27 protein-coding genes, 1 tRNA gene and 2 pseudogenes are annotated in these 25673 nt (G+C 72.7%); 16 read left to right on the plus strand and 14 right to left on the minus strand.

Features of this window, described 5'->3' with window-relative positions; genetic code table 11:
* On the minus strand, nucleotides 1-146 hold a 146-nt coding region (locus ACW69E_RS21360; RefSeq protein ID WP_457499974.1), incomplete at its 3' end, for a transposase.
* 150 nt (nucleotides 147-296) lie between these two features.
* Here ACW69E_RS21360 and ACW69E_RS21365 point away from each other — a divergent pair.
* Together ACW69E_RS21365 and ACW69E_RS21370 are read left to right on the plus strand one after the other, a co-directional pair.
* Nucleotides 297-1280, plus strand: coding sequence for an aldo/keto reductase (locus tag ACW69E_RS21365; protein WP_457499893.1), 984 nt, complete (start codon nucleotides 297-299; stop codon nucleotides 1278-1280).
* A gap of 77 nt (nucleotides 1281-1357) precedes the next feature.
* The gene (locus ACW69E_RS21370; protein WP_457499975.1) at nucleotides 1358-3364 is read left to right on the plus strand and encodes a helix-hairpin-helix domain-containing protein; all 2007 of its coding nucleotides are present in this window, start codon (nucleotides 1358-1360) and stop codon (nucleotides 3362-3364) included.
* Nucleotides 3365-3425: 61 nt separating this feature from the next.
* Here the strand turns inward: ACW69E_RS21370 and ACW69E_RS21375 are convergent, their stop codons facing one another.
* Complete coding sequence (locus ACW69E_RS21375) at nucleotides 3426-4133, minus strand: hypothetical protein (protein ID WP_457499894.1); 708 nt, start codon at nucleotides 4131-4133, stop codon at nucleotides 3426-3428.
* 47 nt (nucleotides 4134-4180) lie between these two features.
* Here ACW69E_RS21375 and ACW69E_RS21380 point away from each other — a divergent pair, with 47 nt between their 5' ends.
* On the plus strand, nucleotides 4181-4369 hold the full coding sequence (locus tag ACW69E_RS21380) for a DUF5703 family protein (RefSeq protein ID WP_093662929.1): 189 nt from the start codon (nucleotides 4181-4183) through the stop codon (nucleotides 4367-4369).
* A 100-nt stretch (nucleotides 4370-4469) separates the two neighbouring features.
* Here ACW69E_RS21380 and ACW69E_RS21385 read toward each other — a convergent pair whose 3' ends face one another.
* From ACW69E_RS21385 to ACW69E_RS21395, 3 genes are all read right to left on the minus strand, one after another.
* A complete protein-coding gene (locus tag ACW69E_RS21385; RefSeq protein ID WP_457499895.1) occupies nucleotides 4470-5330 on the minus strand; it encodes a chaplin family protein in 861 nt (286 codons plus the stop codon).
* Nucleotides 5331-5497: 167 nt separating this feature from the next.
* On the minus strand, nucleotides 5498-5731 hold the full coding sequence (locus ACW69E_RS21390) for a chaplin (RefSeq protein ID WP_093851602.1): 234 nt from the start codon (nucleotides 5729-5731) through the stop codon (nucleotides 5498-5500).
* Nucleotides 5732-5894: 163 nt separating this feature from the next.
* On the minus strand, nucleotides 5895-7232 hold the full coding sequence (locus tag ACW69E_RS21395) for a M20/M25/M40 family metallo-hydrolase (RefSeq protein ID WP_457499896.1): 1338 nt from the start codon (nucleotides 7230-7232) through the stop codon (nucleotides 5895-5897).
* Between the two features lie 140 nt (nucleotides 7233-7372).
* Between ACW69E_RS21395 and ACW69E_RS21400 the strand changes: the two genes are divergently transcribed.
* Nucleotides 7373-7457 (plus strand) — tRNA-Leu (locus ACW69E_RS21400).
* 121 nt (nucleotides 7458-7578) lie between these two features.
* On the opposite strand, the gene ACW69E_RS21405 is transcribed toward ACW69E_RS21400, so the two are convergent.
* Complete coding sequence (locus ACW69E_RS21405) at nucleotides 7579-9234, minus strand: FAD-binding dehydrogenase (protein ID WP_457499897.1); 1656 nt, start codon at nucleotides 9232-9234, stop codon at nucleotides 7579-7581.
* Between the two features lie 96 nt (nucleotides 9235-9330).
* On the opposite strand from ACW69E_RS21405, the gene ACW69E_RS21410 reads away from it, so the two are divergent.
* The 7 genes from ACW69E_RS21410 to ACW69E_RS21440 all read left to right on the plus strand — a co-directional run bounded on the left by ACW69E_RS21410 (nucleotide 9331) and on the right by ACW69E_RS21440 (nucleotide 15136).
* Nucleotides 9331-9879 carry an NUDIX domain-containing protein gene (locus tag ACW69E_RS21410; RefSeq protein ID WP_457499898.1) on the plus strand — a complete coding sequence of 183 codons (549 nt, stop codon included), beginning with the start codon at nucleotides 9331-9333 and terminating at the stop codon, nucleotides 9877-9879.
* A gap of 10 nt (nucleotides 9880-9889) precedes the next feature.
* Entirely contained in the window at nucleotides 9890-10300 is a 411-nt protein-coding gene (locus ACW69E_RS21415; RefSeq protein WP_457499899.1) for a YidH family protein, read from the plus strand.
* The gene (locus ACW69E_RS21420; RefSeq protein ID WP_457499900.1) at nucleotides 10297-10683 is read left to right on the plus strand and encodes a DUF202 domain-containing protein; all 387 of its coding nucleotides are present in this window, start codon (nucleotides 10297-10299) and stop codon (nucleotides 10681-10683) included. Before ACW69E_RS21415 ends, ACW69E_RS21420 begins: the two co-directional genes overlap by 4 nt.
* 17 nt (nucleotides 10684-10700) lie before the next feature.
* Nucleotides 10701-11174, plus strand: coding sequence for a gluconokinase (locus ACW69E_RS21425; RefSeq protein ID WP_457499976.1), 474 nt, complete (start codon nucleotides 10701-10703; stop codon nucleotides 11172-11174).
* 138 nt (nucleotides 11175-11312) lie between these two features.
* Complete coding sequence (locus ACW69E_RS21430) at nucleotides 11313-12335, plus strand: phosphotransferase family protein (protein WP_457499901.1); 1023 nt, start codon at nucleotides 11313-11315, stop codon at nucleotides 12333-12335.
* Nucleotides 12336-12341: 6 nt separating this feature from the next.
* Nucleotides 12342-13568: an acyl-CoA dehydrogenase family protein gene (locus ACW69E_RS21435; RefSeq protein ID WP_457499902.1), complete on the plus strand. Its 1227-nt coding sequence runs from the start codon at nucleotides 12342-12344 to the stop codon at nucleotides 13566-13568.
* A gap of 77 nt (nucleotides 13569-13645) precedes the next feature.
* The gene (locus ACW69E_RS21440; protein ID WP_457499903.1) at nucleotides 13646-15136 is read left to right on the plus strand and encodes an ATP-binding protein; all 1491 of its coding nucleotides are present in this window, start codon (nucleotides 13646-13648) and stop codon (nucleotides 15134-15136) included.
* A gap of 75 nt (nucleotides 15137-15211) precedes the next feature.
* Here ACW69E_RS21440 and ACW69E_RS21445 read toward each other — a convergent pair whose 3' ends face one another.
* A complete protein-coding gene (locus ACW69E_RS21445; protein WP_457499904.1) occupies nucleotides 15212-16024 on the minus strand; it encodes a nucleotidyltransferase domain-containing protein in 813 nt (270 codons plus the stop codon).
* Between the two features lie 120 nt (nucleotides 16025-16144).
* Here ACW69E_RS21445 and ACW69E_RS21450 point away from each other — a divergent pair, with 120 nt between their 5' ends.
* Nucleotides 16145-16546 carry a hypothetical protein gene (locus ACW69E_RS21450; protein WP_457499905.1) on the plus strand — a complete coding sequence of 134 codons (402 nt, stop codon included), beginning with the start codon at nucleotides 16145-16147 and terminating at the stop codon, nucleotides 16544-16546.
* 535 nt (nucleotides 16547-17081) lie between these two features.
* On the opposite strand, the gene ACW69E_RS21455 is transcribed toward ACW69E_RS21450, so the two are convergent.
* The gene (locus ACW69E_RS21455) at nucleotides 17082-17357 is read right to left on the minus strand and encodes a hypothetical protein (protein ID WP_457499906.1); all 276 of its coding nucleotides are present in this window, start codon (nucleotides 17355-17357) and stop codon (nucleotides 17082-17084) included.
* Nucleotides 17358-17406: 49 nt separating this feature from the next.
* Nucleotides 17407-17694, minus strand: a complete 288-nt coding sequence (locus ACW69E_RS21460; protein ID WP_457499907.1) for a hypothetical protein — start codon at nucleotides 17692-17694, stop codon at nucleotides 17407-17409.
* A 16-nt stretch (nucleotides 17695-17710) separates the two neighbouring features.
* Here ACW69E_RS21460 and ACW69E_RS21465 point away from each other — a divergent pair, with 16 nt between their 5' ends.
* The 4 genes and pseudogenes from ACW69E_RS21465 (at nucleotide 17711) to ACW69E_RS21480 (ending at nucleotide 21023) form a co-directional block, all read left to right on the plus strand.
* Nucleotides 17711-19030, plus strand: a complete 1320-nt coding sequence (locus ACW69E_RS21465) for a hypothetical protein (protein WP_457499908.1) — start codon at nucleotides 17711-17713, stop codon at nucleotides 19028-19030.
* A 32-nt stretch (nucleotides 19031-19062) separates the two neighbouring features.
* Nucleotides 19063-19968 (plus strand): phosphotransferase family protein, encoded by a 906-nt coding sequence (locus tag ACW69E_RS21470; RefSeq protein WP_457499909.1) that lies wholly within the window; start codon nucleotides 19063-19065, stop codon nucleotides 19966-19968.
* Nucleotides 19969-20063: 95 nt separating this feature from the next.
* Nucleotides 20064-20333, plus strand: a pseudogene (locus ACW69E_RS21475) (hypothetical protein); the annotation flags it as partial.
* 42 nt (nucleotides 20334-20375) lie between these two features.
* Nucleotides 20376-21023, plus strand: coding sequence for a GNAT family N-acetyltransferase (locus tag ACW69E_RS21480; protein WP_457499910.1), 648 nt, complete (start codon nucleotides 20376-20378; stop codon nucleotides 21021-21023).
* Between the two features lie 460 nt (nucleotides 21024-21483).
* Here ACW69E_RS21480 and ACW69E_RS21485 read toward each other — a convergent pair whose 3' ends face one another.
* The 5 genes and pseudogenes from ACW69E_RS21485 to ACW69E_RS21505 all read right to left on the minus strand — a co-directional run bounded on the left by ACW69E_RS21485 (nucleotide 21484) and on the right by ACW69E_RS21505 (nucleotide 25570).
* Entirely contained in the window at nucleotides 21484-22056 is a 573-nt protein-coding gene (locus ACW69E_RS21485) for a GNAT family N-acetyltransferase (RefSeq protein WP_457499911.1), read from the minus strand.
* A 258-nt stretch (nucleotides 22057-22314) separates the two neighbouring features.
* A complete protein-coding gene (locus ACW69E_RS21490) occupies nucleotides 22315-22788 on the minus strand; it encodes a hypothetical protein (protein WP_139238174.1) in 474 nt (157 codons plus the stop codon).
* Between the two features lie 40 nt (nucleotides 22789-22828).
* Nucleotides 22829-23215, minus strand: a pseudogene (locus ACW69E_RS21495) (ISL3 family transposase); the annotation flags it as partial.
* A 470-nt stretch (nucleotides 23216-23685) separates the two neighbouring features.
* Entirely contained in the window at nucleotides 23686-24396 is a 711-nt protein-coding gene (locus ACW69E_RS21500) for an ISL3 family transposase (protein ID WP_457499977.1), read from the minus strand.
* A gap of 181 nt (nucleotides 24397-24577) precedes the next feature.
* Nucleotides 24578-25570, minus strand: a complete 993-nt coding sequence (locus tag ACW69E_RS21505) for an NADPH:quinone oxidoreductase family protein (RefSeq protein ID WP_457499912.1) — start codon at nucleotides 25568-25570, stop codon at nucleotides 24578-24580.
* Nucleotides 25571-25673 lie beyond the last annotated feature (103 nt).

Genomic DNA, 25673 nt, shown 5'->3' on the forward strand with positions numbered 1-25673 from the left:
CCGGCTTTGGCCCGGATCAGCTCCTCCAGGCGTTCCGCGACCCGTCCCTCCAGGACCGGGCGGCGGTACTTCGGGCACCACACCACGTGGAGCCCGAGGTCGTACACGCCACCGGAGAACCGGCGGACCTTCCTGGTCACGGCCATGCGATCACTATATACGCGCCACACATCTAGCGCGGTAGAGAGGTGGGCTCAGGTGAACAGTGCAGATCCGTGCACACAGCCGAGGTCAGAGCAGCCCAGAGAAGCCATTCCCCACCCCGCTGAAGCGGGGCGTCCCCTGGCCAGGTCCTGATGGAGCACAGGCACGTGGGCCGCACCGGCCTCCGCGTATCCCGGATCGGGCTCGGTACGCTCACCTGGGCGAGGGACACCGGGGAACGGGAGGCGGCGGACCTGCTGAAGGCCTTCTGGGAGGCCGGCGGGACGCTGGTGGACACCGCCGACGTGTACGCCGACGGCGGCGCCGAGTACCTCCTGGGCCGGCTGGTGCAGGATCTGGTGCCCCGCCGGGACCTGGTGATCGCCACCAAGGCGGGCGGCGTGCCAGACCCCGAGCGGCGCTTCGACTGCTCGCGCGGCCATCTGCTGGCCGCGCTGGACGCCTCCCTGGAGCGGCTGGGCACCGACTACGTCGATCTGTGGCAGGTCCACGCCTACGACCCCTTCACCCCTTTGGAGGAGACTCTCCAGGCCCTCGACACCGCGGTGGCCAGCGGCCGCGCCCGCTACGCGGGGGTGGCGGGCTTCTGCGGCTGGCAGCTGGCCAAGGCCGCCGCCTGGCAGCTCGCCGCCCCTGGGGCGCGCACCCGGCTGGCCTGCGTCCAGATGGAGTACTCCCTGCTCCAGCGCGGTGTGGAGCGTGAGGTGCTGCCGGCCGCGCTGGACCTGGAGGTGGGGCTGCTGGCGTCCTCGCCGCTGGGCCGGGGCGTGCTCACGGGCAAGTACCGGCACTCCGTCCCGCCGGACTCGCGCGGGGCGTCGGAGCATCTGTCGCCCTTCGTGGAGCCCTATCTGGACGACGCGGCGGCGCGGATCGTCGACGCGGTCGCCACGGCCGCCGACGGGCTGGCCGTCACCCCGCTCCAGGTGGCGCTGGCCTGGGTGCGCGACCGGCCGGGGGTGGCCGCGCCGGTCATCGGCCCGCGTACCTCGCGACAGCTCGGCGAGGCTCTGTCAGTGGAGGGCCTTACGCTTCCCGACGAGATCTGCCGGGCGCTGGACGATGTGTCGGCCCCGGTGCACCACTATCCCGATCACGACTGGAGCACGCTTTGACCGCGTCCGGCGCCGACAACGCCGATCAGGCCCGCCAGACCGCCGCCCCCGGATCCCGGGACAAGGCCGCGGAGCTCATGGCCGCCGTACGCGCCGTGGAGAGCGGCGAGCGCTCGGCCGCCGAGTTCTTCGCCGAGCCGAAGCCCGCGCCCCGGCCCCGGCGCGCCGCCCCGGCCGCCCGGCCCGGCGGCCCCGGTGGTTCCGGCGGTCCGCAGGCCTCACCGGGCGGCGGCCCGGTGACGGTGCCCGAGGGCGTCACCGCGCTGCTGGCCGAGGGCGGCGCGCCCGCGGCGCTGGGCACGGCCGTGGTGGAGGCCTTCGGCGAGGGCGCCGAGGAGGTGCTGCGCGCCGATCCGTGGGAGCTGCTGGCCGTTCCGGGCGTGGCGCCGGAGCAGGCGGACGGCTTCGCGCGGGCGCTGCTGGGGCCTCAGGGCGGTCCTGGCGACGAGCGGCGCCGCCGGGCCCTGGCGGTGTGGCTGCTGGAGCGGGCGGCGCTGTCCGGACACACGGTGCTCGGCGCCGAAAAGCTGGCCGAGGGGCTGGCCCGGTACGGCGTGCCGGACCCGGAGACGGCGGTGGGCGAGGCGGTCGACGCGGGCGCGGTGCTGGCCTTCGAGGACGTCGGTGAGGAGGGCGCCGCTGCCGGGGAGGCCGGGGCCGGGAGCACCGGGGCGAGTGAGGAGGAAGAGGAGGGCGGGCGGCCCGTGCGGCTGCTCATCGGTCTGGAGCGCCACGCGCTGGCCGAGGAGAGCCTGGCCGAGGGCCTGGCCCGGCTGAGCAGTACCTTCGTCCCGCCCGACGAGGAGGAGGCGGCCCGCTGGGAGGAGGCCGCAGGCGGGGCGCCCGGCCCTTCCGCGGCCGAGCTGGTGCGCGCCGCCGCCCGCGGCGGCCTGGTGGCGCACACCGGCGGCGAGGCCGCCCGCGCCGAACCGGCGGCGCTGGTGGCCGCGGCCCGGGCGCTGGGCCTGCGGGCGTACGCCGCCGCGCACAGCGAGGACGGCAGGCGGCGGCTGGCGGCGTTGCTGGACGCCGGAGGCGGCGGCGAGAACGGCCGGGGCGGCGGTCCGGGAGACGGCCCGGACGGGGACGGCCTCGGCCCGGCGGCCGTCACCGTCGACGGGCTGCTGGCCGGCCGGGAGGGCCCGGGGCGCGACGAGGAGGGCGCGTACGCGCTGGACCTGCTCGCCGTGCTGGATGCCCCCCAGCTCGACGCCGAACGCGCGGCGATGCTGGTCGAGGCGGTGCCGGACGGTGCGCGGCTGGTCCTCAGCGGCGATCCGCACCTGCTCGGCCCGGCGGGCGCCGGCCAGGTGCTGGCCGATCTGCTGGCGGCGCGCGTCTGCCCGCAGGTGGTCTCCCGCACCCCCGACCCCGGGCCGGTCGGCGAACTGGTCTCGGGCATCGGGATCGGCGAGCTGAACCAGGTGGAGGCGCCCGGCCGGGAGGTGGTGATCGTCCCGGTGCGCGACGCCGGGGAGGCGGTGCACCGCACGGTGCAGCTCGTCGCCGACTCGGTGCCTCGTGCGCTGGGGGTGCCCGCCGGGCTGACGCAGGTGATCACGCCCGGCCACGGCGGCGCCGCGGGCACCCGGGTGCTCAACGCCGCGCTCAAGGAGCGGCTCAACCCCGGCCCCGGCCGGTTCGGCGGCTTCGACCCGGGCGACCGGGTGGTCCACTCCCCCGCCCCCGGGCGCATCGCGCTGGGCACGATGGTGTCGGGGGACGAGGAGGGGCTGCGTCTGGACTGCTCCGGCCGCGCCGTCACCGTCCCGCGCGGGCGGGTGGCGCGGACGGTGCGGCACGGCTGGGCGATCACCGCCCACCAGGCCGTCGGGACGCGCTGGCCGGCGGCCGTAGTGGTGCTTCCGGGCGACGCGGTCCCGGCCCTGAGTCGCGCCTGGGTGTACACGGCGTTCGGCCGCGGCGAGCGGCATCTGTCCGTGGTGCACGGTGTGGGCCAGGCACTTCCGCGGGCGGTGGAGCGGATCCTGGCCCCGGAGCGCACGACACGTCTGCGCACGCTGCTGCGCGCGCAGACGGTTCAGGCGGCGCAGGCGGTCCCGCCGCCGGAGGCCGTGGGCTGACCCGCCGACGGCGCGCTCCCGCCGCCCGGCCGCGGACCGGGGCCGGGCGGCAGGACCCGGGTCAGTCCGCGGCCCGGACCACCGGCCCGGCGTCCCCGTCCTCGCCGTAGAGGTCCTCCTCCTCGTCGAAGACGGCGCTGACGTCGAAACGGCACACGACCTGCTCGGGGTCGGCCCCGTCGAAGGGCGAACCCAGCCACTCCCCCGGCTCGGCGGGCTCGTCGCCCGCGATCACCCAGAGCGTGGAGTCGCCCTCCTCCAGGCCGAACTCCTCGTGCCGGGTGGCGATCTCGTCGGGTTCGTACTCGCCGAACAGCACGCTGAGGGCGGCGTGCACCCCACTCCCCGCGAAGGGGCCCTCCAGCGCCTCCTCGTCCGCGTCGGCCGAGTCCGGGTCGAGCGCGGTGACGCGCTGCGCCTGGGCCATCAGCCGCCGCGGCTCCACCACCGTGTAGTCGCGGCGGATGAGGACGCCGATAGTGCTGGGCTCCTCCGGCCCGGCGTAGGCGGGCATGGTGTCGCCGCCCGGGATCTCGAAGGGCGTGACCTCGTCGTAGACGTCGTACAACAGCTCGTCGTACGCCTCGCCCGCCGCGGCGAGTTCGTCGAAGGCGGCGTGGACGGCGGCCTCGGCCCGGGCGGCCCCGGCACCCGAGCCCCCCTCGGCGGACCGTCGTTCGACGGCTTCGAGGTGACGGTCCAGCGCGGTCTTCAACGCTTCGGCGGCGGCTCGTACCTCGGCAGCACCGGGCTGCGCAGCATCAGACATAGTGCAGACGCTATCCGTACCGGGGCCCCGCACGCACAATAGATGTGATGCCGGAATACGAATTTCGTGATGTGTACGTCCCGCGCGGGGTCTCCCGCAAGGCCGCCACACGTCTGCTGACCGAACACGCCGAGTACGGACACTGGGAACTGGACCGCCTCAGGCTCAACTCCGACGGCAGCCGCCAGGTGCGGCTGCGGCGGCGGATCATCCGCCAGTTGCGCGCCACCTGGTGACGCGGAAGGCGGAAGGAGCGGACCCCGACCCCCGTAAGGGGCGGAGCCCGCTCCTCGTCGTGCTTCCGGTTGTGGTCCCTGACGGGGCCCCTGGCGCCGGTCAGCCCCGCATGGCGCGGGCGCGCCGGTAGAGCAGGGCGCCGCCGAGCAGCACCCCGGCGCCGACCGGGACGACCGCGCCCAGTCCGCTGCTGCCGGTCTGGGCCAGCTCGCCGCCCATGACCTGGGGGGCGGGCTTCCCGGGGGCCTCGGCACGGGGCTCGTCCTTCTTCTCCGGCTGCTTGGGCTCCTCCGGCCTCGGCTTCTCCGGGTGCTCGGGGCCGGGCTTCTCCGGCTTCGGCTTCTCCGGGTGCTCGGGGCCGGGCTTCTCCGGCCCCGGCCTCTCCGGGGACGGCTTGTGGTCGCTCACGTTGGCGCACTCGTTGCCGGCGGCCGGGTTGAGCGCACCCACCACGTTCACGGAGTTGCCGCAGACGTTCACCGGGACGTGGACCGGCGCCTGGACGGTGTTGCCGGACAGCACGCCCGGCGAGCCCGCGGCCACACCCTCGGCCCTGGCGCCGCCGTCACCGGCGTGCTTCCCGTGCTGCTTACGGCCGTGGCTCCCGCCGTGCTCGCCGCCCTGCTCCCAGTGCTGCCCGCCGCGGTCCTCCTGGTGGCCGCCCTGCTGGTGGCCGCCCTCGTGTCCGCTCTGGTGGTGGCCGCCGTGGTGGTCGTCCACGTTGGCGCACTTGTTGCCGAAGGCCGGGTTGAGGCCGCCGCCGACGGTCGCGGTGTTGCCGCAGGCGTTCACCGGCGCGTGCACGGGCGCCTGGACGGTGTTGCCGGACAGCACGCCCGGCGAGCCCGCGGCCACACCCCGGGCCTCGGCGTCCGCGTGGGCGGCGTGGCCGCCCGACATGGCCAGCACGCCGCCGGCCGCGGCGATGGTGATCAGGCCCTTCCTTGTGACCTGTCGCATGTGTACTTCCCCTTGCCCTCTGATGTGCGGGTGGCTTGCGGTCTACGGGTTGTGCGCGGGCAGGAGGCGCTCCTCGGCTCCCCGCCCGCCGAAACGGCGGCCCCGGAGCGCATGGCGCGCGCTCCGGGGCCGCCGCGCACGGGCCCTTCGCGGGCCCGGACGCGACGTCAGTCGTTGACGCAGAAGTTGCCGAAGGCGGGGTTCAGCAGCCCGATCACGCTGACCGTGTTGCCGCAGACGTTCACCGGGACGTGGATCGGCGCCTGGATGACGTTGCCGGAGATGACACCGGGGGAGCCGATGGCAGCGCCCTGGGCACCGGAGTCGGCGGCGGCCACACCCGCGCCCGCGAGCACGAGACCACCGGTGGCAGCCGCGACGGCGACGACCTTCTTGATCATTCTTCCTCCTTGTTGGCAATGCGATCCCAGCCGCGGACCGCACTCCCTGTAACGACACCGGAGGAAGCGGGCTACGGCCCGATGACGCATTCACCCGTTCCGGTCACACGCGCACACATGGGCGATTACCGGGGAGGCCGGGCCGTACGGTGCCGGACGCCGGTCAGCACTGGTCGAGGAAGCGGTCCAGCACCCGCACGCCGAACTTCAGCCCCTCCACCGGCACCCGCTCGTCCACCCCGTGGAACATCCCGGCGAAGTCCAGCTCCGGCGGCAGCTTCAGCGGGGCGAAACCGAAGCAGCGGATGCCCAGGTCGTCGAAGGACTTGGCGTCGGTGCCGCCGGAGAGCATGTACGGCACGGCCCGCGCGATCGGGTCCTCGGCCTTCAGCGCGGTCTGCATGGCGTCCACCAGGGCGCCGTCGAAGCCGGTCTCCACCGCCTTGTCCGCGTGCACGTCCTCGCGCCTCACCCGCGGGCCCAGGATCCGGTCGAGGTCGGCCAGGAACTCCTCCTCGTGACCGGGCAGGAAGCGCCCGTCGACATGGGCGGTGGCCTGGCCGGGGATGACGTTGACCTTGTAGCCGGCGCCCAGCATCGTCGGGGCGGCGGTGTTGCGCAGCGTCGCCCCGATCAGCTTGGCGATGCCGCCGAGCCTGGCCAGGGTCTCGTCCATGTTCTCCGGGTCCAGTTCCACGCCGAGGGCGTCGGAGAGCTCGTCGAGGAAGGTGCGCACCGTCTTGGTCACCCGGACCGGGAACCTGTGCCGGCCCAGCCGCCCGACCGCCTCGCACAGCTCGGTGATCGCGTTGTCGTCATTGGTCATCGAGCCGTGTCCGGCGGTGCCGTCCACGGTGAGCCGCATCCAGTGCATGCCCTTCTCGGCGGTCTCCACCAGATACAGCCGCAGCTTCTCGTTGACGGTGAAGGAGAATCCGCCGACCTCGCCGATCGCCTCGGTCACGCCCTCGAACAGCTCCGGGTGCCGCTTGACCAGATGCTTCGCCCCCCAGGTGCCGCCCGCCTCCTCGTCGGCGAGGAAGGCCAGCACGATGTCGCGCGGGGGCTTGCGGCCGCTGCGCAGCCGGTCGCGCACGACCGCCAGCGTCATCGCGTCCATGTCCTTCATGTCGACCGCTCCGCGGCCCCACACGCAGCCGTCGGCGATCTCGCCGGAGAACGGGTGGTGGGTCCAGTCCTCGGCGTTGGCCGGGACGACGTCGGTGTGCCCGTGGATGAGGAGCGCGGGCCGGGAGGGGTCCTCGCCCTCGATCCGGGCGACGGTGGAGGCCCGGCCCGGGTGCGACTCGAAGATCTCCGGCTCCAGTCCCACCTCCGCGAGCTTCTCCGCCACGTACTCGGCCGCGGCCCGTTCGCCCGGTCCCGAGTGGTCGCCGTAGTTGCTGGTGTCGATCCGGATGAGATCGCGGCACAGGTCGACGACCTCGTCCTCGCCCCTGACGGCGTCGGCCGCGGTGGTGGTCGCGTTCGGCTCGCTCACACTGCCTCCTCGTGTTGCGGGGGTCCGCGCCCATCCTCCCGTCTCGGAGGTCCGGAGCACAGGAGCCGGGGTGATCGCCCGGCTCCGCTCCAGTGCTATGGTTTACACGTCGCCACGACCACGGTCGGCGGCACGCACCTGTCCGGGTGGCGGAATGGCAGACGCGCTAGCTTGAGGTGCTAGTGCCCTTTATCGGGCGTGGGGGTTCAAGTCCCCCTCCGGACACAGAAGGAGCCGAGGGCTCCGCGGACATCCGCGGGGCCCTCGCCGTTCCCGGTCCACCGGCGAAGGCGGCGGGCCCTGGCCGGACGCGGTTGCCCGCCCGCCACCGGCCTCCCGGCCCGCCTCAGCCCACCGCCTTCGCCGCCGCGCGGCCGGCGGCGCGGCCCGAGAAGAGGCAGCCGCCCAGGAAGGTGCCCTCCAGGGAGCGGTAGCCGTGCATGCCCCCGCCGCCGAAGCCCGCGGCCTCGCCCGCCGCGTAGAGACCGGGCAGCGCCTCGCCTCCGGTGGTGAGGACGCGGGAGGACAGGTCGGTCTCCAGGCCGCCGAGGGTCTTGCGGGTGAGGATGTTCAGGCGCACGGCGATCAGCGGGCCCGCCTTCGGGTCCAGCAGCCGGTGGGGCGGGGCGACGCGGATCAGCTTGTCGCCGAGGTAGGTGCGGGCGCCCCGGACGGCGGTGATCTGGAGGTCCTTGGTGAAGGGGTTGGCGATCTCGCGGTCGCGGGCGGTGATCTCGCGGCGCAGGGCGGCCTCGTCGATCAGGCCGTCGCCGGTGAGCGCGTTCATGCCGCGCACCAGGGCGGACAGGTCGCGCTCGACGACGAAGTCGGCGCCCTTGTCCATGAACGCGCGCACCGGGCCGGGCGCTCCGGAGCGGGCCCGGCCGAGCACCTGTCGGACGCTGCGGCCGGTGAGGTCGGGGTTCTGCTCCGAGCCGGAGAGCGCGAACTCCTTCTCGATGATCTTCTGTGTGAGGACGAACCAGGTGTACTCGTACCCCGTGCCCATGATGTGCTCGAGGGTGCCGAGCGTGTCGAAGCCGGGGAAGAGCGGTACCGGCAGCCGGCGGCCGGTGGCGTCCAGCCACAGGGAGGAGGGGCCGGGCAGGATGCGGATGCCGTGCCGCGCCCAGATGGGATTCCAGTTCTCGATGCCCTCTGTGTAGTGCCACATCCGGTCGCGGTTGACGATCCGGCCGCCGGCCTCCTCGGCGATGCCCAGCATCGCGCCGTCGACGTGGGCGGGCACTCCGGAGAGCATCCGCTTCGGCGGAGTGCCCAGGCGCTCCGGCCAGTTGGCGCGCACCAGGTCGTGGTTGCCGCCGATGCCGCCGGAGGCCACGATCACCGCCTGGGCGCGCAGTTCGAAGAGGCCGGTCACCTCCCGGCCGCTGGCCGTGCCGCGTGCGGCACCGCTGGGGGCGAGCACCTCGCCGGTGACGGTGTCCACCGCTCCGGCGCTGCGGTCCAGCCCCGTGACGCGGTGCCGGAAGCGCAGGTCCACCAGGCCCCGCCCGGCCGCCTCCCGCACCCGCCGCTCGAAGGGTTCGACCAGGCCGGGCCCGGTGCCCCAGGTGATGTGGAAGCGCGGCACCGAGTTGCCGTGGCCTCGGGCGTCGTAGCCGCCCCGCTCGGCCCAGCCGACGACGGGGAACAGCCGTACGCCCTGGGCGCGCAGCCAGGCGCGCTTCTCCCCGGCCGCGAAGTCGACGTACGCCTCGGCCCAGCGGCGCGGCCAGGCGTCCTCCTCGCGGTCGAAGCCGGCCGTGCCGAGCCAGTCCTGCCAGGCCAGCTCGCGGCTGTCGCGCACCCGCATACGGCGCTGCTCGGGCGAGTCGACGAGGAACAGCCCGCCGAAGGACCAGTGCGCCTGGCCTCCCAGGGACGCTTCGGGTTCCTGGTCGAGCAGGATCACCTTCCGCCCGGCGTCGGCCAGTTCGGCGGTGGCCGCGAGCCCGGCCAGGCCCGCCCCGATCACGATCACATCGGCGTCGTACGCCATCGGCCCATCCGTTCCTCGGTCCGTCCCGCTGGTGACCGGAGAGTAACCCGCCGCCCGGAGGCGCGGCACCCCCTGGCCGGCTGCTTTGATGATCGGATGACGAGTGAGGAGACGGCGGGCAGATCCGCGGACGAACTGCTGGACGTCGTGGACGAGTACGACCGTGTGATCGGCCGGGCCCGGCGCGGCGTCGCCACCGCCCGGCGGATGCGGCACCGGTGTGTGTCGGTGCGGGTGCGCGATACCGAGGGCCGGATCTTCGTGCACCGCCGCACTCCGGAGAAGCTGGTCTTCCCCTCGATGTACGACCTGGTCGTCGGGGGCGTGGTCGGCGCGGGCGAGAGCTATGACGAGGCGGCGCTGCGCGAGGCCGGGGAGGAGCTGGGGGTGAGCGGGCTGCCGCATCCGGAGCACCGGCTGACCTTCCTGTACGAGTCGCCGGAGCATACCTGGTTCCTGGCCGTCTACGAGGTGCGGTGCGAGCTGCCGGTGCGCCCCCAGGCCGAGGAGATCGCCTGGTGGGACTTCCTGCCGGAGGACGAGGTGGAGCGGCTGCTGGAGGAGTGGGACGTGGTACCCGACGGCCTGGAGTGCCACCGGCGGCTGCAGGAGTGGCACCGGGAGCGGGGCGGGGGCCCCGCGTAGTGTCGGGAGCATGATCAAGCGGCTCTGGTACGGACTGCGGGACCCGCTGCGGCTGTGGCTGGCGCCGGAGCGGATGCGGGCCGAGGGCTCCACCCCCGACTACCGCTTCTCGCTGGCCAACGAGCGGACCTTCCTGGCGTGGATCCGCACCGCGCTGGCGCTGGTGGCGGGCGGCCTGGCGGTGGACCAGTTCCTGACCGGGATCCGCCCCGGCCCCCGGGCGGCGATCGCCGTGGTGCTGCTGGCGGGCGGCGCGCTGTGCGCGGTGCGGGCGGTCAACCACTGGCTGCGCACCGAGCGGGCCATGCGGCGCGGCGAGGACCTGCCGCTGTCCCGCTTCCCCGTGCTGCTGGCGCTGGGCACGGCGGTGGCCGCGCTGGTGGTGGTCGCCGGGGTGCTGCTGGGGGAGCTGGGCCGGTGAGCGCGGACCGCCGCCCGCGCGGGGACGGGGCGGCCGGGGTCGGGGCGCGCGGGAACGGATCGCGTACGGCCGGGGCGGCCGTACGCGATCCGGCCGCGCAGCCGGAGCGCACCCGGATGGCGTGGCGGCGCACCACCCTGGCCTTCGCGGCCGTGGTGGCGCTGCTGGCCCGCGGGACGCTGCACGACGGCGGGCCGCCCCGGGCCTACGCCCCGGCCGCGCTGGGGGCGCTGGTGTGGCTGGTCTTCCTGGGCCTGGCCCACCGTCGCATCCGCGCGCTGGATGTGCCCCGGCCGGGCCCGCTGGGTACACGCACGGCGTACGCGGCGGCCGTCTGTACGCTGTCCGTGCCGATCTTTGGAGTGGTGGTGTGGCTGTGGTGAGTCCGCTCGTCGTGGTGATGGGTGTGTCCGGGTCCGGGAAGACGACGGTGGGCACGGCCCTTGCGGAGCGGCTGGGGGTGCCGTACGCGGAGGCCGACGACTTCCACCCGCCGGAGAACGTGGCGAAGATGGCCTCGGGCGTCCCCCTGACGGACGCCGATCGCGCGCCCTGGCTGGACGCGATCGCCGCCTGGCTCAAGGCCCAGGGCGCCGACGGCGGTGTGGTGACCTGTTCCGCCCTCAAGCGCGTCTACCGTGACCGGCTGCGCCGGGCCGCGCCGGATGTGTTCTTCCTCCATCTGGACGGCTCGCCCGAGCTGATCGGCGAGCGGCTGTCGGGCCGCACCGGCCACTTCATGCCGTCCGCGCTGCTCAAGTCCCAGTTCGAGACGCTGGAGGCGCTGGACGCGGACGAGGCGGGCGCGGTCGTCTCCATCGACGGGACGCCGGACGAGGTCACGGAGCTGGCCGTCGCCGCCGTCCCCCGCTGACCCGTACCGCAGGCCCCGGCGCCGCCTCCGAGCGGTGTCGGGGCTCTCTTTTCGGGCACCTCTCTGGACTCCATACCGACTGGTCGGCATCATTGCCCGGTACGTACGACCACCCTCTTCCCGCCGAGGAGCCTGCCGATGACCGAGCACCACCCACCGGGCCTCGATCCCGCGCGCCTGCGCGCGTACCTGGACGGCGAGCGCCCGGGGCTCGTCCGGGGGCCCCTGAGCGCGGAGCTGATCGAGGGCGGCCGCTCGAACCTCACCTACAAGGTGAGCGACGGGGCCTCACGCTGGGTGGTGCGACGCCCTCCGCTGGGCCACGTCCTGGCCACCGCGCACGACATGGCCCGCGAGCACCGGGTGATCAACGCCCTGGGCCCCACCGGCGTACCCGTGCCCGGCGCGGTGCTGCTGTGCGAGGACACCGCCGTCCTCGGCGCGCCCTTCTACGTGATGGAGTACGTGGAGGGCACCCCCTACCGCACCGCCGAGCAGCTCGCCCCGCTCGGCCCCGGGCGCACCCGCGAACTGGTCCTGGGCCTGTCCGACGCCCTGGTCAAGCTCCACTCGGTGGACCCGGACTCCGTCGGCCTGGGCGACTTCGGCCGCCCCGAGGGCTTCCTGGAGCGGCAGCTGCGGCGCTGGGGCAAGCAGCTGGACGCCTCCCGCAGCCGCGAACTGCCCGGCATCGACGAGCTGCACGCCCTGCTCGGCAGCCGGATGCCCGCCTCCCCCGCCCCCGCGATCGTCCACGGCGACTACCGCCTGGACAACGTGCTCGTCGGCGCGGACGACGAGATCGCGGCCATCCTCGACTGGGAGATGTCCACCCTCGGCGACCCGCTGACCGACCTGGGCCTGCTGGTGATGTACAGCAGCCAGCAGCGCATCCCCGGCGCCCCCATCGCCACCACCCGCGAGGCCCCCGGCCACCCCGACGCGCGGGAGCTGATCGAGCGGTACGCCTCCTCATCGGGCCGCGACGTCTCCGGCATCGCCTGGTACACGGCGTTCGCCTACTTCAAGCTCGCCGTGATCCTGGAGGGCATCCACTACCGCTACACCCTCGGGCAGACCGTCGGCGCGGGCTTCGACCGCATCGGCGCACTCGTCCCCCTCTTCGTCTCAGAGGGCCTCACCACCTTGCAGGAAGGCTGATCCGCCATGGACTTCGGATTCGACGCACGCACCGAGGAGCTCCGCGAGAAGCTGCTGGCCTTCATGGACGAGCGCGTGTACCCGGCGGAGGCGGTGGCAGAGGAGCAGCGGGCGGCGCTGGACTCCCCGTGGCGCACCCCGCCGGTGGTTCAGGAGCTGAAGGCCGCCGCCCGCGAGCGCGGCCTGTGGAACCTCTTCCTGCCCGACGCCGAGCACGGCGCCGGACTGACCAACCTCCAGTACGCGCCGCTGGCCGAGATCACCGGCCGCAGCCCGCAGCTCGCCCCGACCGCCACCAACTGCGCCGCGCCCGACACCGGCAACATGGAGGTGCTGGCCCAGTTCGGCAGCGCCGGGCAGCGCGAGCGGTGGCTGAAGCCGCTGCTGGCCGGGGAGATCCGCTCGGCCTTCGCCATGACCGAGCCGGAGGTCGCCTCCTCCGACGCCACCAACATCGAGACGCGCATCCGGCGCGAGGGCGACGAGTACGTCATCACCGGCCGCAAGTGGTACATCTCCGGGGCGATGAACCCCGACTGCGCGGTCTTCATCGTGATGGGCAAGACCGACCCGGACGGCGAGGACATCCGCCGCCAGCAGTCGATGGTGCTGGTCCCGCGCGACACCCCGGGCGTCGAGGTGCGCCGCGCGATGACGGTCTACGGCTACGAGGACCACTGGCACGGCGGCCACGCCGAGGTCCTCTTCCACGACGTGCGGGTCCCCGTCGCCAACCTGATCGGCGAGGAGGGCGGCGGCTTCGCCATCGCCCAGGCCCGGCTGGGACCGGGCCGCATCCACCACTGCATGCGGCTGATCGGCATGGCCGAGCGGGCGATCGAGCTGATGTGCCGCCGTGCGGGCACCCGTACCGCCTTCGGCAGACCGCTGGCCGCACAGGGCGTCGTCCAGCAGTGGATCGCCGACGCGCGGGTGTCGGTGGAGCAGCTGCGGCTGCTGGTACTCAAGACGGCCTGGCTGATGGACACCGTCGGCAACCGGGGGGCGCACACCGAGATCCAGGCCATCAAGATCGCGGTGCCGCGCACGGTCGTGGGCATCCTGGACCGCGCGGTGCAGCTGCACGGCGCGGGCGGCGTCAGCCAGGACTTCCCGCTGGCCGAGCTGTGGGCCGGCGCCCGCACCCTCCAGCTCGCCGACGGCCCGGACGAGGTCCACCAGCGCTCCCTGGCCCGCCGCGAGCTGAAGCGCTTCGCGCCTGCTCAGTCCTGACGGCCCCGCGCCCAGAGGGCGCGCGAAGGTGTTAGGACTACACTCCTTAGGAGTGTAGTCCTAACACCTGGAGTGAGATGCCGAGCCCGAATCCGCCCGCCAAACCGCCCCACGTCTTCGGGAGGGGCGCCGAATGGGACGGCCTCGCGGCCTTCGCGGCCCGCCCGCTGCCGCACGCCATGCTCGGAGTCGTCAGCGGCCGGCGGCGCATGGGCAAGACGTATCTGCTGCGTGCCCTCGTGGAGCAGCGGGGCGGTTTCTACTTCGGGGCCACGACCGCGACCGCCGCGGAGTCGCTGCGCCAGTTCGGCGCCGCCCTGGCCGAGTACACCGGCTCCCCGGCCCCGTTCTCCTTCGCCACCTGGGACGATGCGATCTCCTACCTGTTCGGGCCGGCCCTGCCCGAGCGCGGCGAGGGGCCGGTGCTCGTGGTGATCGACGAGTTCCCCTATCTGGTGAAGACGGCTCCGGAGCTCCCCTCCTTGATCCAGCGGGAGATCGACCGCTTCCAGGTGCGGGAGAGCCGGATGCGGCTGCTGCTGTGCGGCTCGGCGATGTCCGTCATGGGCGGGCTGCTGGCGAGCGCCGCCCCCCTGCGCGGCCGGGCCCAACTGGAGCTGGTCGTGAGGCCCTTCGGATACCGGGAGGCGGCGGACTTCTGGGGCGTGGCGGACGAGCCCGCTCTCGCGGCCCGGCTCCACGCCGTCCTAGGCGGCACGCCCGCGTACCGGCGGCAGTTCCTGGCGGACGACGTTCCCGGCAGCCTGGAGGAGTTCGACGGCTGGCTCTGCCGTACCGTCCTCTCCCCCTTCAGCCCGCTCTTCCGGGAGGCCCGGTACCTGCTGGCCGAGGAGGCGGACATCCGCGACACCGCGCTCTACCATTCGGTCCTCGCCGCGGTGGCCCAGGGCAACACCTCCCGGGGCGCGATCGCGGGCTACATCGGCCGCAAGTCGGTGGACATCTCCCACCCCCTCCACGTCCTGGAGGACAGCCATCTGCTGGTCCGCGAGGCGGACGTCTTCCGGGCCGGGAAGTCGTACTACCGCATCAGCGAGCCGCTGATCACCTTCTACGAGGCCGTGATGCGCCCCTCCTGGGCGCGGCTGGAGAGCGGCCAGGCGGCACAGGTGTGGGAGCGGTCGGCCGAACGCTTCGCCTCCCAGGTGGCCGGACCGCACTTCGAGGCGGTGTGCCGCGAGTACGTACTCGGCCCGGGGCAGGCCCTGCTCGACTCCTTCCCCGGGCAGGTGGGCAGCGGCGTCGTCACCGACCCGGCGGCGCGCAGGCAGATCGAGATCGACGTGGCAGCGGTCGAACCGGGATCGGGGGCGGGCAGACCGTCGGTGGCCCTGCTCGGCGAGGCCAAGTGGGGCACGGTCATGGGCGTGAAGCACCTGGAGAGGCTCAGGCGGGCCCGGGAGATCCTCACCGAGCGGGGCGCGGCGGACACCGATGGGTGCCGGCTGGCCTGCTTCAGCGGCGCGGGCTTCAGCGACGCCCTGCGCGCCGAGGCGGCACGCGACGGCGACGTACTGCTCATCGGCCTGGAGGATCTGTACGCCTGAACGGTGCGGCGGTCCGCCGGGACTTCGGCGGGTGGCCCGCGGCACGCGCGGGCCCCGCGCTCGGGGCAGGCGCTGTCACCCGGTGCGGTTCCGCAGCGCGGCGACGGTCTCCCCGACCAGCGCCCGCGCCCCGGCCACCGTCGCCGCCAGCGACTCCGGGGTCTCGCCGGGCGCCCCCAGCAGGCGGCGGACTCGCGGGCCGAAGCCCGCCGGCGCGGCCGGCAGTGTCTCGGCGACGGCCAGCGCGCCCTTCTCGTTGAGGCACCAGCGCCGGTCCTCGGCGAACACCGCCTGCACCAGCACACCGACCGCCCGGGACAGGCAGAGCGAGACGTAGAGCGTGTCCGCTCCTGCCGCGCCCTTCGCCGCGGCACCGACCAGGAACTCCGCCTCCCAGGCCGCCGCGATCAGCGCCTCCCGCAGCGGCTCGGGGTAGACCGCGGTCCTGCGCCGAAGGTCCGTCAACTCACCGAACGGGTCGGCCAGTACCCGGCCGAGCGCCACCTCGCCCGCATAGCACGGCGACCAGAATCCGAGCGGGTGCCCGGCCTGTACGCCCACCTCGTACCGGCCCTCCCGGCAGTCCGCCCACACCCGCTCGACCCGGTCCAGGTCCCGCAGGATCCAGTCCACCGCCACACCGTTGACGTGCAGCCACGCACCGCCGTTCACCCAGGGCCCCCAGCCGCCCGGGCCGGCCACCTCCACCCCGGGACCGGCCAGCGCGCGCAGGGCGGCGAGATCGAGCTCGCCCCGGTAGTAGACGCCGAGGTCCCAGTCCGATCCGGGCCGGTGCTCGCCGCGTGCCCGGCTGCCGCCGAGCATCACCCCGGCCACGCCCGGCACCTCGGCCAGACGGCCGGCCATGTCCTCGATGATCCTCCGCATGGAGCGAGTCTGGCAGCCGGCGACGTGCCGGGCCGGCGGAGGCCGCTCCTCACGTGGCCGGTGTCTCCTGCCAGGCTCCGTCTTGACCTCAACCTCGCTTGAGGTACGAGACTCAAGCGCATGGACACCACGAGCAGCGGCACCATCCTCTTCCGCAACACCATGCGCATCACCGACGGCCACCTCGACGGCTTCCGCCGCGCCATCGCGCAGGCGGTGGCGTTCGCCCGGGAACACGGCCCCCAGCTGATGGTGGAGGTCTTCATCGACGAGGAGCGGATGCTGGCGCACAGCTTCCAGCTCTACCGCGACTCCGACGCCATCCGCACCCACTGGCGGCTGTCGGACCCGTACATCCGCGAGGTGATGGAGCACTGCACCGTGGAGCGCTTCGAGGTGTTCGGCGAACCGGACCACGACATCGTCGCCGCCCTCAAGACCCCCGGCGGCGAGTCCTTCCCCTTCACCGTCTCGCCCCGCCTCGCCGGCTTCAACCGCCTTGCGGAGCCCGGACGGGGATGACTCCCCTTCCCTGGAAGAGTGCACCGATGTGGACCGGGGTTCGCGGCGGGGCGGGCGCGCGGGTCGACACCGCCGGGCCGAACCGAGGGGCGCCTGAGACACCTGCAATCACGATGCTTCGTGGTGTCACTCGTCGGCGCCGGAGGGCGAAGGGGAGCGTTCCCGCCTCCGTTTGACGACGCTTCCGACGGCGGCTCCCGCCCAGACCCCGGAGAGAAAAGCGGCCCCGGCTCGAACCCACAACTCGCTTCCGGTGCTTGCCGCCGTCCAGAACCAGAGGAAAGCGAAGAAGGACGCCCATCTGGGATCGTCGAACAGATCTCGCATGCCGCCCCCCTACTTCCGCAGCAGTCCGCCCCCTCGGCCAAGGCCGCTGGTACGGCCGTCCATGGACGGAGCGCCCGAGGCGGTACCGTACTCGGGCCGATCAGGAACCGAAGAGGCGGCGCAGAGTCTCTCCGCCCCAGGACCTCTCCAGGGACCAACGCCATGGCCCGTGAACTGCCCAACGGCGGTCGTCAACCCCGGCCGCCTCCTACTGCCCCCGGGTGGCCGGATTCCCCGTTCCCGCCGACCACCGCTTCCGGGCGCCGCGCCGCACCCACGAGCTGACGAGCACCACGGTGAATCCGTACACCAGAGCCGCCCACGGATACGGGGTGATCTTCATAAGGCTCACCACCCCCAGCGCAGCGGCGATCAGAGCCAGCAGCGGAAGTGGGGTCGCGAGGGCGTGACGCAGCACGTATCCGGCCGGAAGACCGGGCGGCAGGGGCTCCCGTGTCGCAGTGATGTCCTGGTCGGGCTCCATGTTGCGATCGTAATCTCCGGCGCACGGCCTTGTCGTTGGGGAGTTGTCACTACCCGGCCGACTCGTCGGCCCGGCGTCGGCGGTCGTGCTCGATGGTGTAGGCGACCGTCTCGGCGCAGTGGATGACCATCTGGAGGCGGTCGAGGACATCGCGGCGGGCCGCCTCGATCAGGTCTCGGTGGTTGGGGGTCGGCTCGGTGCTGGTGTGGGGCGTCCAGAAGCCGCGGTGGCTGTGTTCGGTGACGATGTCCTGGCAGGCGCGGACCACGGCGTTCAGGGCGGCGGTGATCTCGTAGCGGTACAACTGCTCGTTCTGGACAGCACGGTCGGAAGCCATCCACGGTTGCTGCGGAGTGAGCAGGTTACGGGCGCACCGGCTGGCCCGTGGCTGGACGCTGGGCACCGCCGTGGCCGAGTTCCACCGCATGTGCTCCGAGGCGAGCGTGGCCTCGCCGCCGAAAGTGGACGAGGATCAGCTCGCCCTGTGGGAGAAGCGTGCGGATCGCCGTCCCAGAGTAACGACGGTGGATCTTCTCTGCCGTCTGTACCGGACCGATTCCCAGGGCATCGGTCTGGTCGGGGATTACCGCCACTCCTCTCAGTTGAAGGCCCCGACTCCCCGTTCGTCATCGGGGTACGTTCAGGGGAACGCGGTGAGAGGCCTTTCCGCCGCCCGTTCGGAAGGCGACACGATCACCGGTTTCCCGGCCGATCCCATCGAGCACATGGCGGGAGCGGTACGCCGGTCCGTCGACAGAACGCTGGCGTCCACCAGCGTGAGCAACGGCCAACTCGACTTGTTGGACGAGCGGTTGTTGTGGCTGCGTACTCAGTACATCTCCACGCCGCCGGAGGCGATGCTGGGGGTACTGCTCGCGGACCTCGAAGAAGTCCGGATGCTGGCGGCCGAGCGGCAACCGGCCGCGGCGCAGGTGCGGCTGTCGGAGACGATCGCGCTTCTGGCGACCCTCGTCGCCGACTGCCTGATGAAGCTCGGCCGCCTCAGGCAGTCCCGCGCGTGGTACGCCACGGCCCGTACGGCGGCGGATGACAGCGGGAACGTCGAGATCCGCGCCAGGGTGCGTGCTCAGGCGGCGATGCTGCCCTACTACGGCCCGTTGGAGTCCGCGATCTCGCTGGCCCGGGAAGCCCGTCTGCTGCTGCGCCACCGTTTCAGCGTCACGGGTGCCTTCGCCGCAGCCGCCGAGGCACGCGCACTCGCCAGGCAGGGCGATGCCTCGGGAGCGGGAGAGGCGCTTCGCAACGCGCGCAGTGTGTTCGAGAAGTGCGAGCACGGACCGGTGGAGGACGCCTTCGCCTTCCCCGAGCGCCGGCTGCTGCTCTACCTCAGCGGTGTGTACACCTTCCTCGGCCGCAGCCGCCAGGCCCGTGAAGTTCAGCAGCGGGCACTGTCCTTGTATCCGAGCCACAGCGGTATCGACCCCGCGCTACTCAGACTGGAGCAGGCCATCTGCCTCGCCCGTGAGAAGAACCTGACAGAGGCGTGCAGACTGGCGGGTGCGGCCTACCTTCAGGCATCCCCGGCCCATCGGACGACGATCCTGGGAGCACGGGCACGGCACGTCATCGAGGCGCTGCCACCCTCGGCGAGGTCCGCCCGAGCCGTGCGGGAACTGGGCGAGATCCTGGCGCTTCCTCCGGGGACGGTGTGACAGGCATGCGCACCCTCGGCCAGCCTTGGTCCATGACTGCACCGCTGCCCCGCCACGGTGGGTTCGCCGAATCCGAGCTGCGACACGTGTTGGAACGCGCCTGCGAGACGGCCGGGCTGGACGGCACCGGCGCGGTGCTGCTGCGCGGCCACACCAATGCCGTCGTACGCCTCGCCCACATGCCCGTCGTCGTCAAGATCGCGCGGCGGGGCTCGCACCCGGCCGGGGTCGAGAGCACCGTCCGCTTCGTCCGGTGGCTGATGGAGCGGGACTTTCCGACCGTCCCGCTGTATCCGGGCCCGGATCAGCCGGTCGTCATCGACGGCCATCCGGTCACCTTCTGGACGTACCTCCCCCAGCCCGGCAAGCCGATGACCGCAGGCAGCCTCGCCGGGCCGCTGCGCGCCCTGCACCGGCTGCCCGCCCCGCCGTTCCGTCTCAGGCCGCTGGACAACGTGTCGGCGATCCGGGCCTCCCTCGCGGCGATCACCTCGCTGCCTCAGGAGTCGGTCCGCTTTCTCTCCCAGCGTGTGGATCAGCTGGAGAAGCAGCTCACCGATGTCGTATACGAACTGCCCGAGACCGTTCTCCAGGGCGATCCTCAGCACCGCAATGCCCTGTACGACGGCGATCGCGCCGTGCTGTGCGACTGGGACACCGTGGCTTGGGGTCAGCCGGAGTGGGATCTGACGACCATCGAGATCCACTGCCGCCGCTTTGGCCACGGCACCGAACACTACGAGCGGTTCGCCCGGGCCTATGGCTACGACGTCACGGGCTGGCCCGGTTATCCGGTCCTGCGTGACATCCGGGAGCTGAGGATGGTCACCACCAACGCCCGCAAGGCGGCCCACACCCCCGGTTCCCTGGCAGAGGTGGAACGCCGCGTCGTGGGACTGCGGGAATCGGACACCCGCATGCGCTGGAGCATACTCTGATGCCGTATCCGCCTCCTCCCGTCAGACCCAGGAATACCGGGCGCGATGCCGACGGTGCACGGGACAACGGCCCATGCACCGAAAGGCGGGGAAACCGCGACGATCTGCCCGAGTGGCACCACCCGGTGTACGACGGCCTGCTGGGGAGCGCGGCCGAGGTGCACCGCACCGGGCTGGTCGAGTCCGGATCCCACGCCCACCAGGCGGGCAGCGAGATCCTCGTCGGCCTGGTGGACCGGCTGCTCGCCGTCTGGGACGGGAAACCGGCGCGCGGCTACGGAGGCACGGCGGACGTGGTGGCCTACGCCCTCCGCACCGGCGTCCCCGTCCAAGTGCTGTGGCCCGAGGGCGCCTCCCGGGACTGACGGCGTTGCCGCCTCGCCCGGTCCGGCGGAAGAATCCGTGGAATGCGTGATCGACTGCGGTTACCGGCCGGGTTGTGCCTGCGTCCGTGGGCGCTGTCCGATGTCTCCGCCGTGCTGGAGGCGTTCGCGGAGCCGGTGATGGGGCGGCAGGCCGACGCGCCCGTCACCACGGCGGCGGAGGCCGAGCAGTGGGTCCGGCGGCGGCGGGACCAGTGGCGCCGTGGAGTGGCCTACGGCTTCGCCGTCGCCGACGGCGGCGACACGGCTCTGGGCGGTGTCGCGGTGGGCGGCGTCAACACGCGGCACGGCACCGGTTGGATCTCCTACTGGACCACCGCCGCCGCCGCCCGTGGCAGGGGTGTGGCGTCCCACGGCTGCCGGGCGCTGGCCGACTGGTGCTTCACCGACCTGGGCCTGTTCCGCCTGGAGTTGGGGCACCGCACCGACAACCCGGCCTCCTGCCGCGTGGCCCGCGCGGCGGGGTTCGCACCCGAGGGCCTGCAACGGCGGAAGCTCGCCTACGACGGCGTCCGCTACGACGTCGAGCTGCACGCGCGGCTGGCGACGGACCCGCACCCGGAGCGGCAGGAGCACGAGTCGCGCATCAGCCGCCACTTCGAGCGTGCGCGCAAGTGGGGCGCTGTTGAAGACGCCGAGCGCCTGCACGAGGCGGAGAAGCGCAACCGGTGATCCACTTCTCGACACCTCCGGCCTCGTCCGGCTGCTGAGCGACCCCGAACCGCAGTCGGTCCGGCACGACGCGACCGACGCCGGACGCATGTCGACCGCGGATGTTGTTCGGCCCGGCTCGGGGTGTTCACGGGAAATGGCGACGACTGCCGGGGCCTCGCGGATCATGGGCAGGGTGGGCATCCTTCCTCGCCAGAGGTAACGCTCACCTGCGACCCCGAAGCCGCGGCTCGGATAGAACCGGATCGCCCGTTCGTTGCAGTCGGCGCCCCCGGCCGGATGCGTGCGGAACCTGCCCGGGCGAAGAACTCGGCCATCAGGCGGCCCTGCGAGCTACTGGGTGCTCCAGCGGCGCGGACGGCCGGGACCGGTGGGGCAAGCGAAGACACTGAGCTTGCCGGAGCGGCCCACGGTGACTTCGGCAGGGGTGCGGGCCGAAAGGCGGGGGCAGGTCTCGGTCCTAGTGGCCGGCCGTCGGCGTGGCCGTGGGGTGCCACTCGCGGCGGAGGATGCCGAAGACCCAGGAGTCGGAGACATCGCCGTTGACGACGCAGTCCTCGCGGAGAGTGCCTTCGCGGACGAAACCGAGCTTCTCCAGGACCCGGGCGGACGCCACATTGCGGGTGTCGGTCTCGGCCTGGACGCGGTTCAGGTCCAGGGTGTCGAACGCCCACCGCAGGACGGCGTGCGCGGTCTCCGTGGCGTAGCCGTGGCCCCACGCGGCGGCGTCGAAGGCATAGCCCAGGGACGCGCTGCGGAAGTCCGGGTTCCAGTTTGTCAGACCGCACCAGCCGATGAACGCACCGTCGCAGACGCGGTCGACGGCCACCCGCGCTCCCGTGCCTTCCTCCTCGATCCTCCGGCAGGTCGCGATGAAGCGCTGGGCGCGGGCCGGTTCGGTCCACGGCGGGGAGTCCCAATAGCGCAGCACGTGGGCGCTGCTGTGCAGCGCGTAGAGCGGCGCCGCGTCGGCATCGGTGAACGGCCGCAGTCGCAGGCGGGCGGTGCGCAGCTCGGGGGTGGTCAATGCCATGCGGAGCATCCTGCCGCATCACGCTCGCCCCCGGCCATCCGTTTGTCCGGACGGCCGGGGGCGCGCACATCCCCGGTGACACCGGACGCGCCGCATGGGCGGTGGGTCCGCGGTACGCGATCAACCGGGCTGGTGAACATTTCGATTCCCTCTCGGGCGGCTGCTGCCTCCCAGACCGGTGCACATCCGCTGCCCCGTTCCCGGGCTCTGGCACGAGTTGCGTGATGCCCACGCAGAGTGACTGCGGCTGTGAGGGGGTCAGATCTGGTTTCCCGGGTGCCGGGCGTTCCAGGAGCTGATTATTGCTGCTCGCTGGTCGTCGAGATTCACGACGTCTTCGGGGGGTGCCGGGGCGAAGATGTCGACTATCTCAGAGCCCTCGCTCTGCCGTTCCGAGTGGCGGACGTATGCCTGCCGGCCGTTGGTGAACTGTCGCAGTTGTCCGGAAGGGTGGACGTTGGGGCGGGCTCCCTGGCAGCACAGGAGGCGACCGTCACGTTCGAGCTGTTGCCGGGCCTGGGAAAGGCAGTCGAGATAGTCGGTCCCGCTGAACTCTGTGCGTGAGTGAGCATCGAGGAGCGCGATGAGAGCGGTGGAGGGATCACTGAGGCAGATGGTGACGTGACGCACCAGGCCAGCAGCGTCAACGGTCTGAAGGTCTATCTCCTCGGTCCACTTCGGCCGAGGAACGTCGCTGTCGTCAGTTGTGTCCTGCTCGGACCGGCTATTCATACCGACCATGATCTCTGCCGTTGGCAGGCCAGGGAAGCTCTCACTCCGCCAGCAGGACGCTCTTGCGGAGGAGGGCGAAGCCGGCGCGGCCGAACATCTGGCGCTTGAGCATTTTGATCCGGTTGACGTGTCCTTCGACGACGCCGGAGTTCCAGGGCAGGGTAAGGCCCGCGATGACCGCGTCGCGGTCTCGGTCGATGCCGGCCGCGAGAGTGTGGAGGCTGGGCAGGTCGTCCTGGCGGACGGCGTCGAGCCACTGCGGGAGTCGTTCGCCCTGCCGCTCGGTGAGCATCTGGGCGAAGGAGCGGACGTGACCGGTCAGAGCATCGAGTTCAGGGCAGTTGGCCAGGACGGCCTTGAGCCGGATCTGTTCGATCTCGGTCAGCATCTCGGGCCGGCTGAGGATCCATCTCGTCACCACGCGGGGTGCCGGCGGTTGCGCGGTGACCGGCCGTGGCGAGGTGCGCTTCTCTCGCAGGTAGGCGCTGACCCGGCCGTAGCTGCCTCGGTAGCCCAAGGGAACGATCTCTTCCCAGAGCTTCCAGGCGTTGGTCCAGCCCTCGCCCCAGCGTTCGTCCAGGTAGGGCTTGTATTCGTCGAGGACGGAGGTCCTGTTGTGCTGCCACTGGCCGCGAAAGAGGTCTTCCGGTCTGGCGGCGTCGGCGAGGCTCTTGACGGTCCGGTGGGTCATGTTCAGCTGGCGCCCAATGGAACGGCGGCTGGCCGGCGTCCAGCAGCGCGTGGACCGTGGCGTGCCTGGCTCGGACCCGGTTGGCGAACCGCTCGCTCCGCCATGGCGAGCCCGCCTTCTCCTCGGGCGGCGCAGGTTCATCGGCCTTCCCCTCGCGATCGGGGACGAGGGCGCGAAGGCACTGGCGGTGGCGGGCGACAGCCCGCTCAGCGGCCTGGCCGAGGTTGTGCCACAGATGCCAGCGGTCGGCGACCTGCGTCGCCTTCCGCGAAGAACGGCGCGCGGTCCCGGCAGACGATCTCGATCCCGGGTCGCTTCGCCAGCCATGCAGCCAGACTGGACGCCTCCCGGTCAGGCAGCAGATCCACCGGCCGACGGGTCTCGACATCGACGAGCACCGTGCCGTAGACCCGTCCCTTGCGTGTGGCGTACTCATCAACACCAACCACCCGCAGGGCCGGGACTGCGGGTTCGGGCAAGACATCGAGCAGCCGCAAGAGTGCGCTGCGGCTGATGGACAACCCGAAGGCCCTCGCCATCCGGGCGCCGGCCCGGCCGGCGAGGGCGAGCCCCACCGCGGCGAGAGTCGACCGCAACCGCTCCGTCCACCTGCTGTACCGCCGGGTCAGCCCCGGCAACTGCTCAGCGAACGTCCGCCGAGCACACGAAGACTGCGGACAGAAGAACCGCCGAACTCGCAGTCGGAGGACCACCAGACGTCCCCCGCTCGGCACGTCCGCGGGAAACCGCAGGTAAGAGCTGTGCACCCGGGACGACTCGCTTCCACAGTCCGGGCATGCCGCCCCGGCCGACGTACTGCTGACGTTGACGCGTATCGCCTCGTGGCTCACATCCAGCGACAGCACCGACACGTCCGCGATGGACGGGAACAGCAGGCCCTCCAGACGGGGCGACATCGCTTCCACGACGCCGCACTGTCGACCACACCAAGACGGGCTCCGGTCGTTTTCAGGCAACTTCCCGAAGCCTGTTTGGAGCGGCGGCCGTCACTCAGCGTGCACGCTTCACGGAAGTCGCGCCAGACCCCGTTCCCGCGCGGACAGAGCCACACGGTGCAGGCGGGCGGGCCGGAGGGGCTCAGGGCTGGATGACGACGCGGCCGGTGGTGGTGCCGTCGGCGACGCGCTGGACGGCGTCGGCCGCGCCCTCCATCGGTACGCGCTCGCTCACCAGCGGCTTGATCGCGCCCTGTTCGGCGAGCCTGGTCAGCTCCTCGTGGCAGGCGCGGACGGCGGCCGGGTCGTGGGTGTTGTACAGGCCCCAGTGCAGGCCGAGGATGGCGTAGTTCTTCACCAGGGCGTGGTTGAGGCCGGGGCTGGGGATGGTGCCGCTGGCGAAGCCGACGACCACGATCCGGCCCTCGAAGGCGACGCACTTGGTGGAGGCGGTGTACGCGTCGCCGCCCACGGGGTCGTAGACCACGTCGGCGCCGTGGCCGCCGGTGGCCTCCTTGACCGCCTGGGCCAGGCCCTTGACGCCGTCGACCGCGCGCCGGTCGATCACCGTCTCGCAGCCCAGCTCCCGGGCGACCGCGGCCTTCTCGGGGCCGCCGACGACGCCGATCACCTTCGCGCCCGCCGCCTGGCCGAGCTGGACGGCGGCGCTGCCCACTCCCCCGGCGGCGGCGTGGACCAGCAGGGTCTCGCCGGCCTGGAGGCGGGCGCGGCGGTGGAGGCCGAACCAGCCGGTCTGGTAGCCGATGTGGAGGGCGGCGGCCTCGGCGTCGTCCAGCGCCGCGGGCGCGGGGGCGCAGTGGGACTCCTCGACCGCCACCAGTTCGGCGAAGGCGCCGTGGGGCAGGTCGGGCTGGGCGATGACGCGGGTGCCGGTGGCGGTGGACGTGCCCTCGCCTGCCGCCACGACCTCGCCGCACAGCTCCACGCCGGGGGTGAAGGGCAGCGGGGGCCGTACCTGGTAGTGACCGCGGCACAGCAGCGCGTCGGGGAAGTTGACGTTCGCCGCCCGTACGCGCAGCAGGAGGCGGCCGGGGCCCGGCTCGGGGTCCGGGATCTCATCCAGCCGCATCACCTCGCGCGGTTCGCCGTTGCTGTGGACGCGCCATGCCTTCACCTGAGGCCTCCGCCTGGGTAGTGGGTCGTGTGGGTCGTGGATCCGGTGTCACGGGTCGTGGGTCGTGCCGGGTTCTCCGGGTGGTCGGTCCGTAAGACGCCGG

The organism is Streptomyces sp. SS8 (assembly GCF_054072955.1).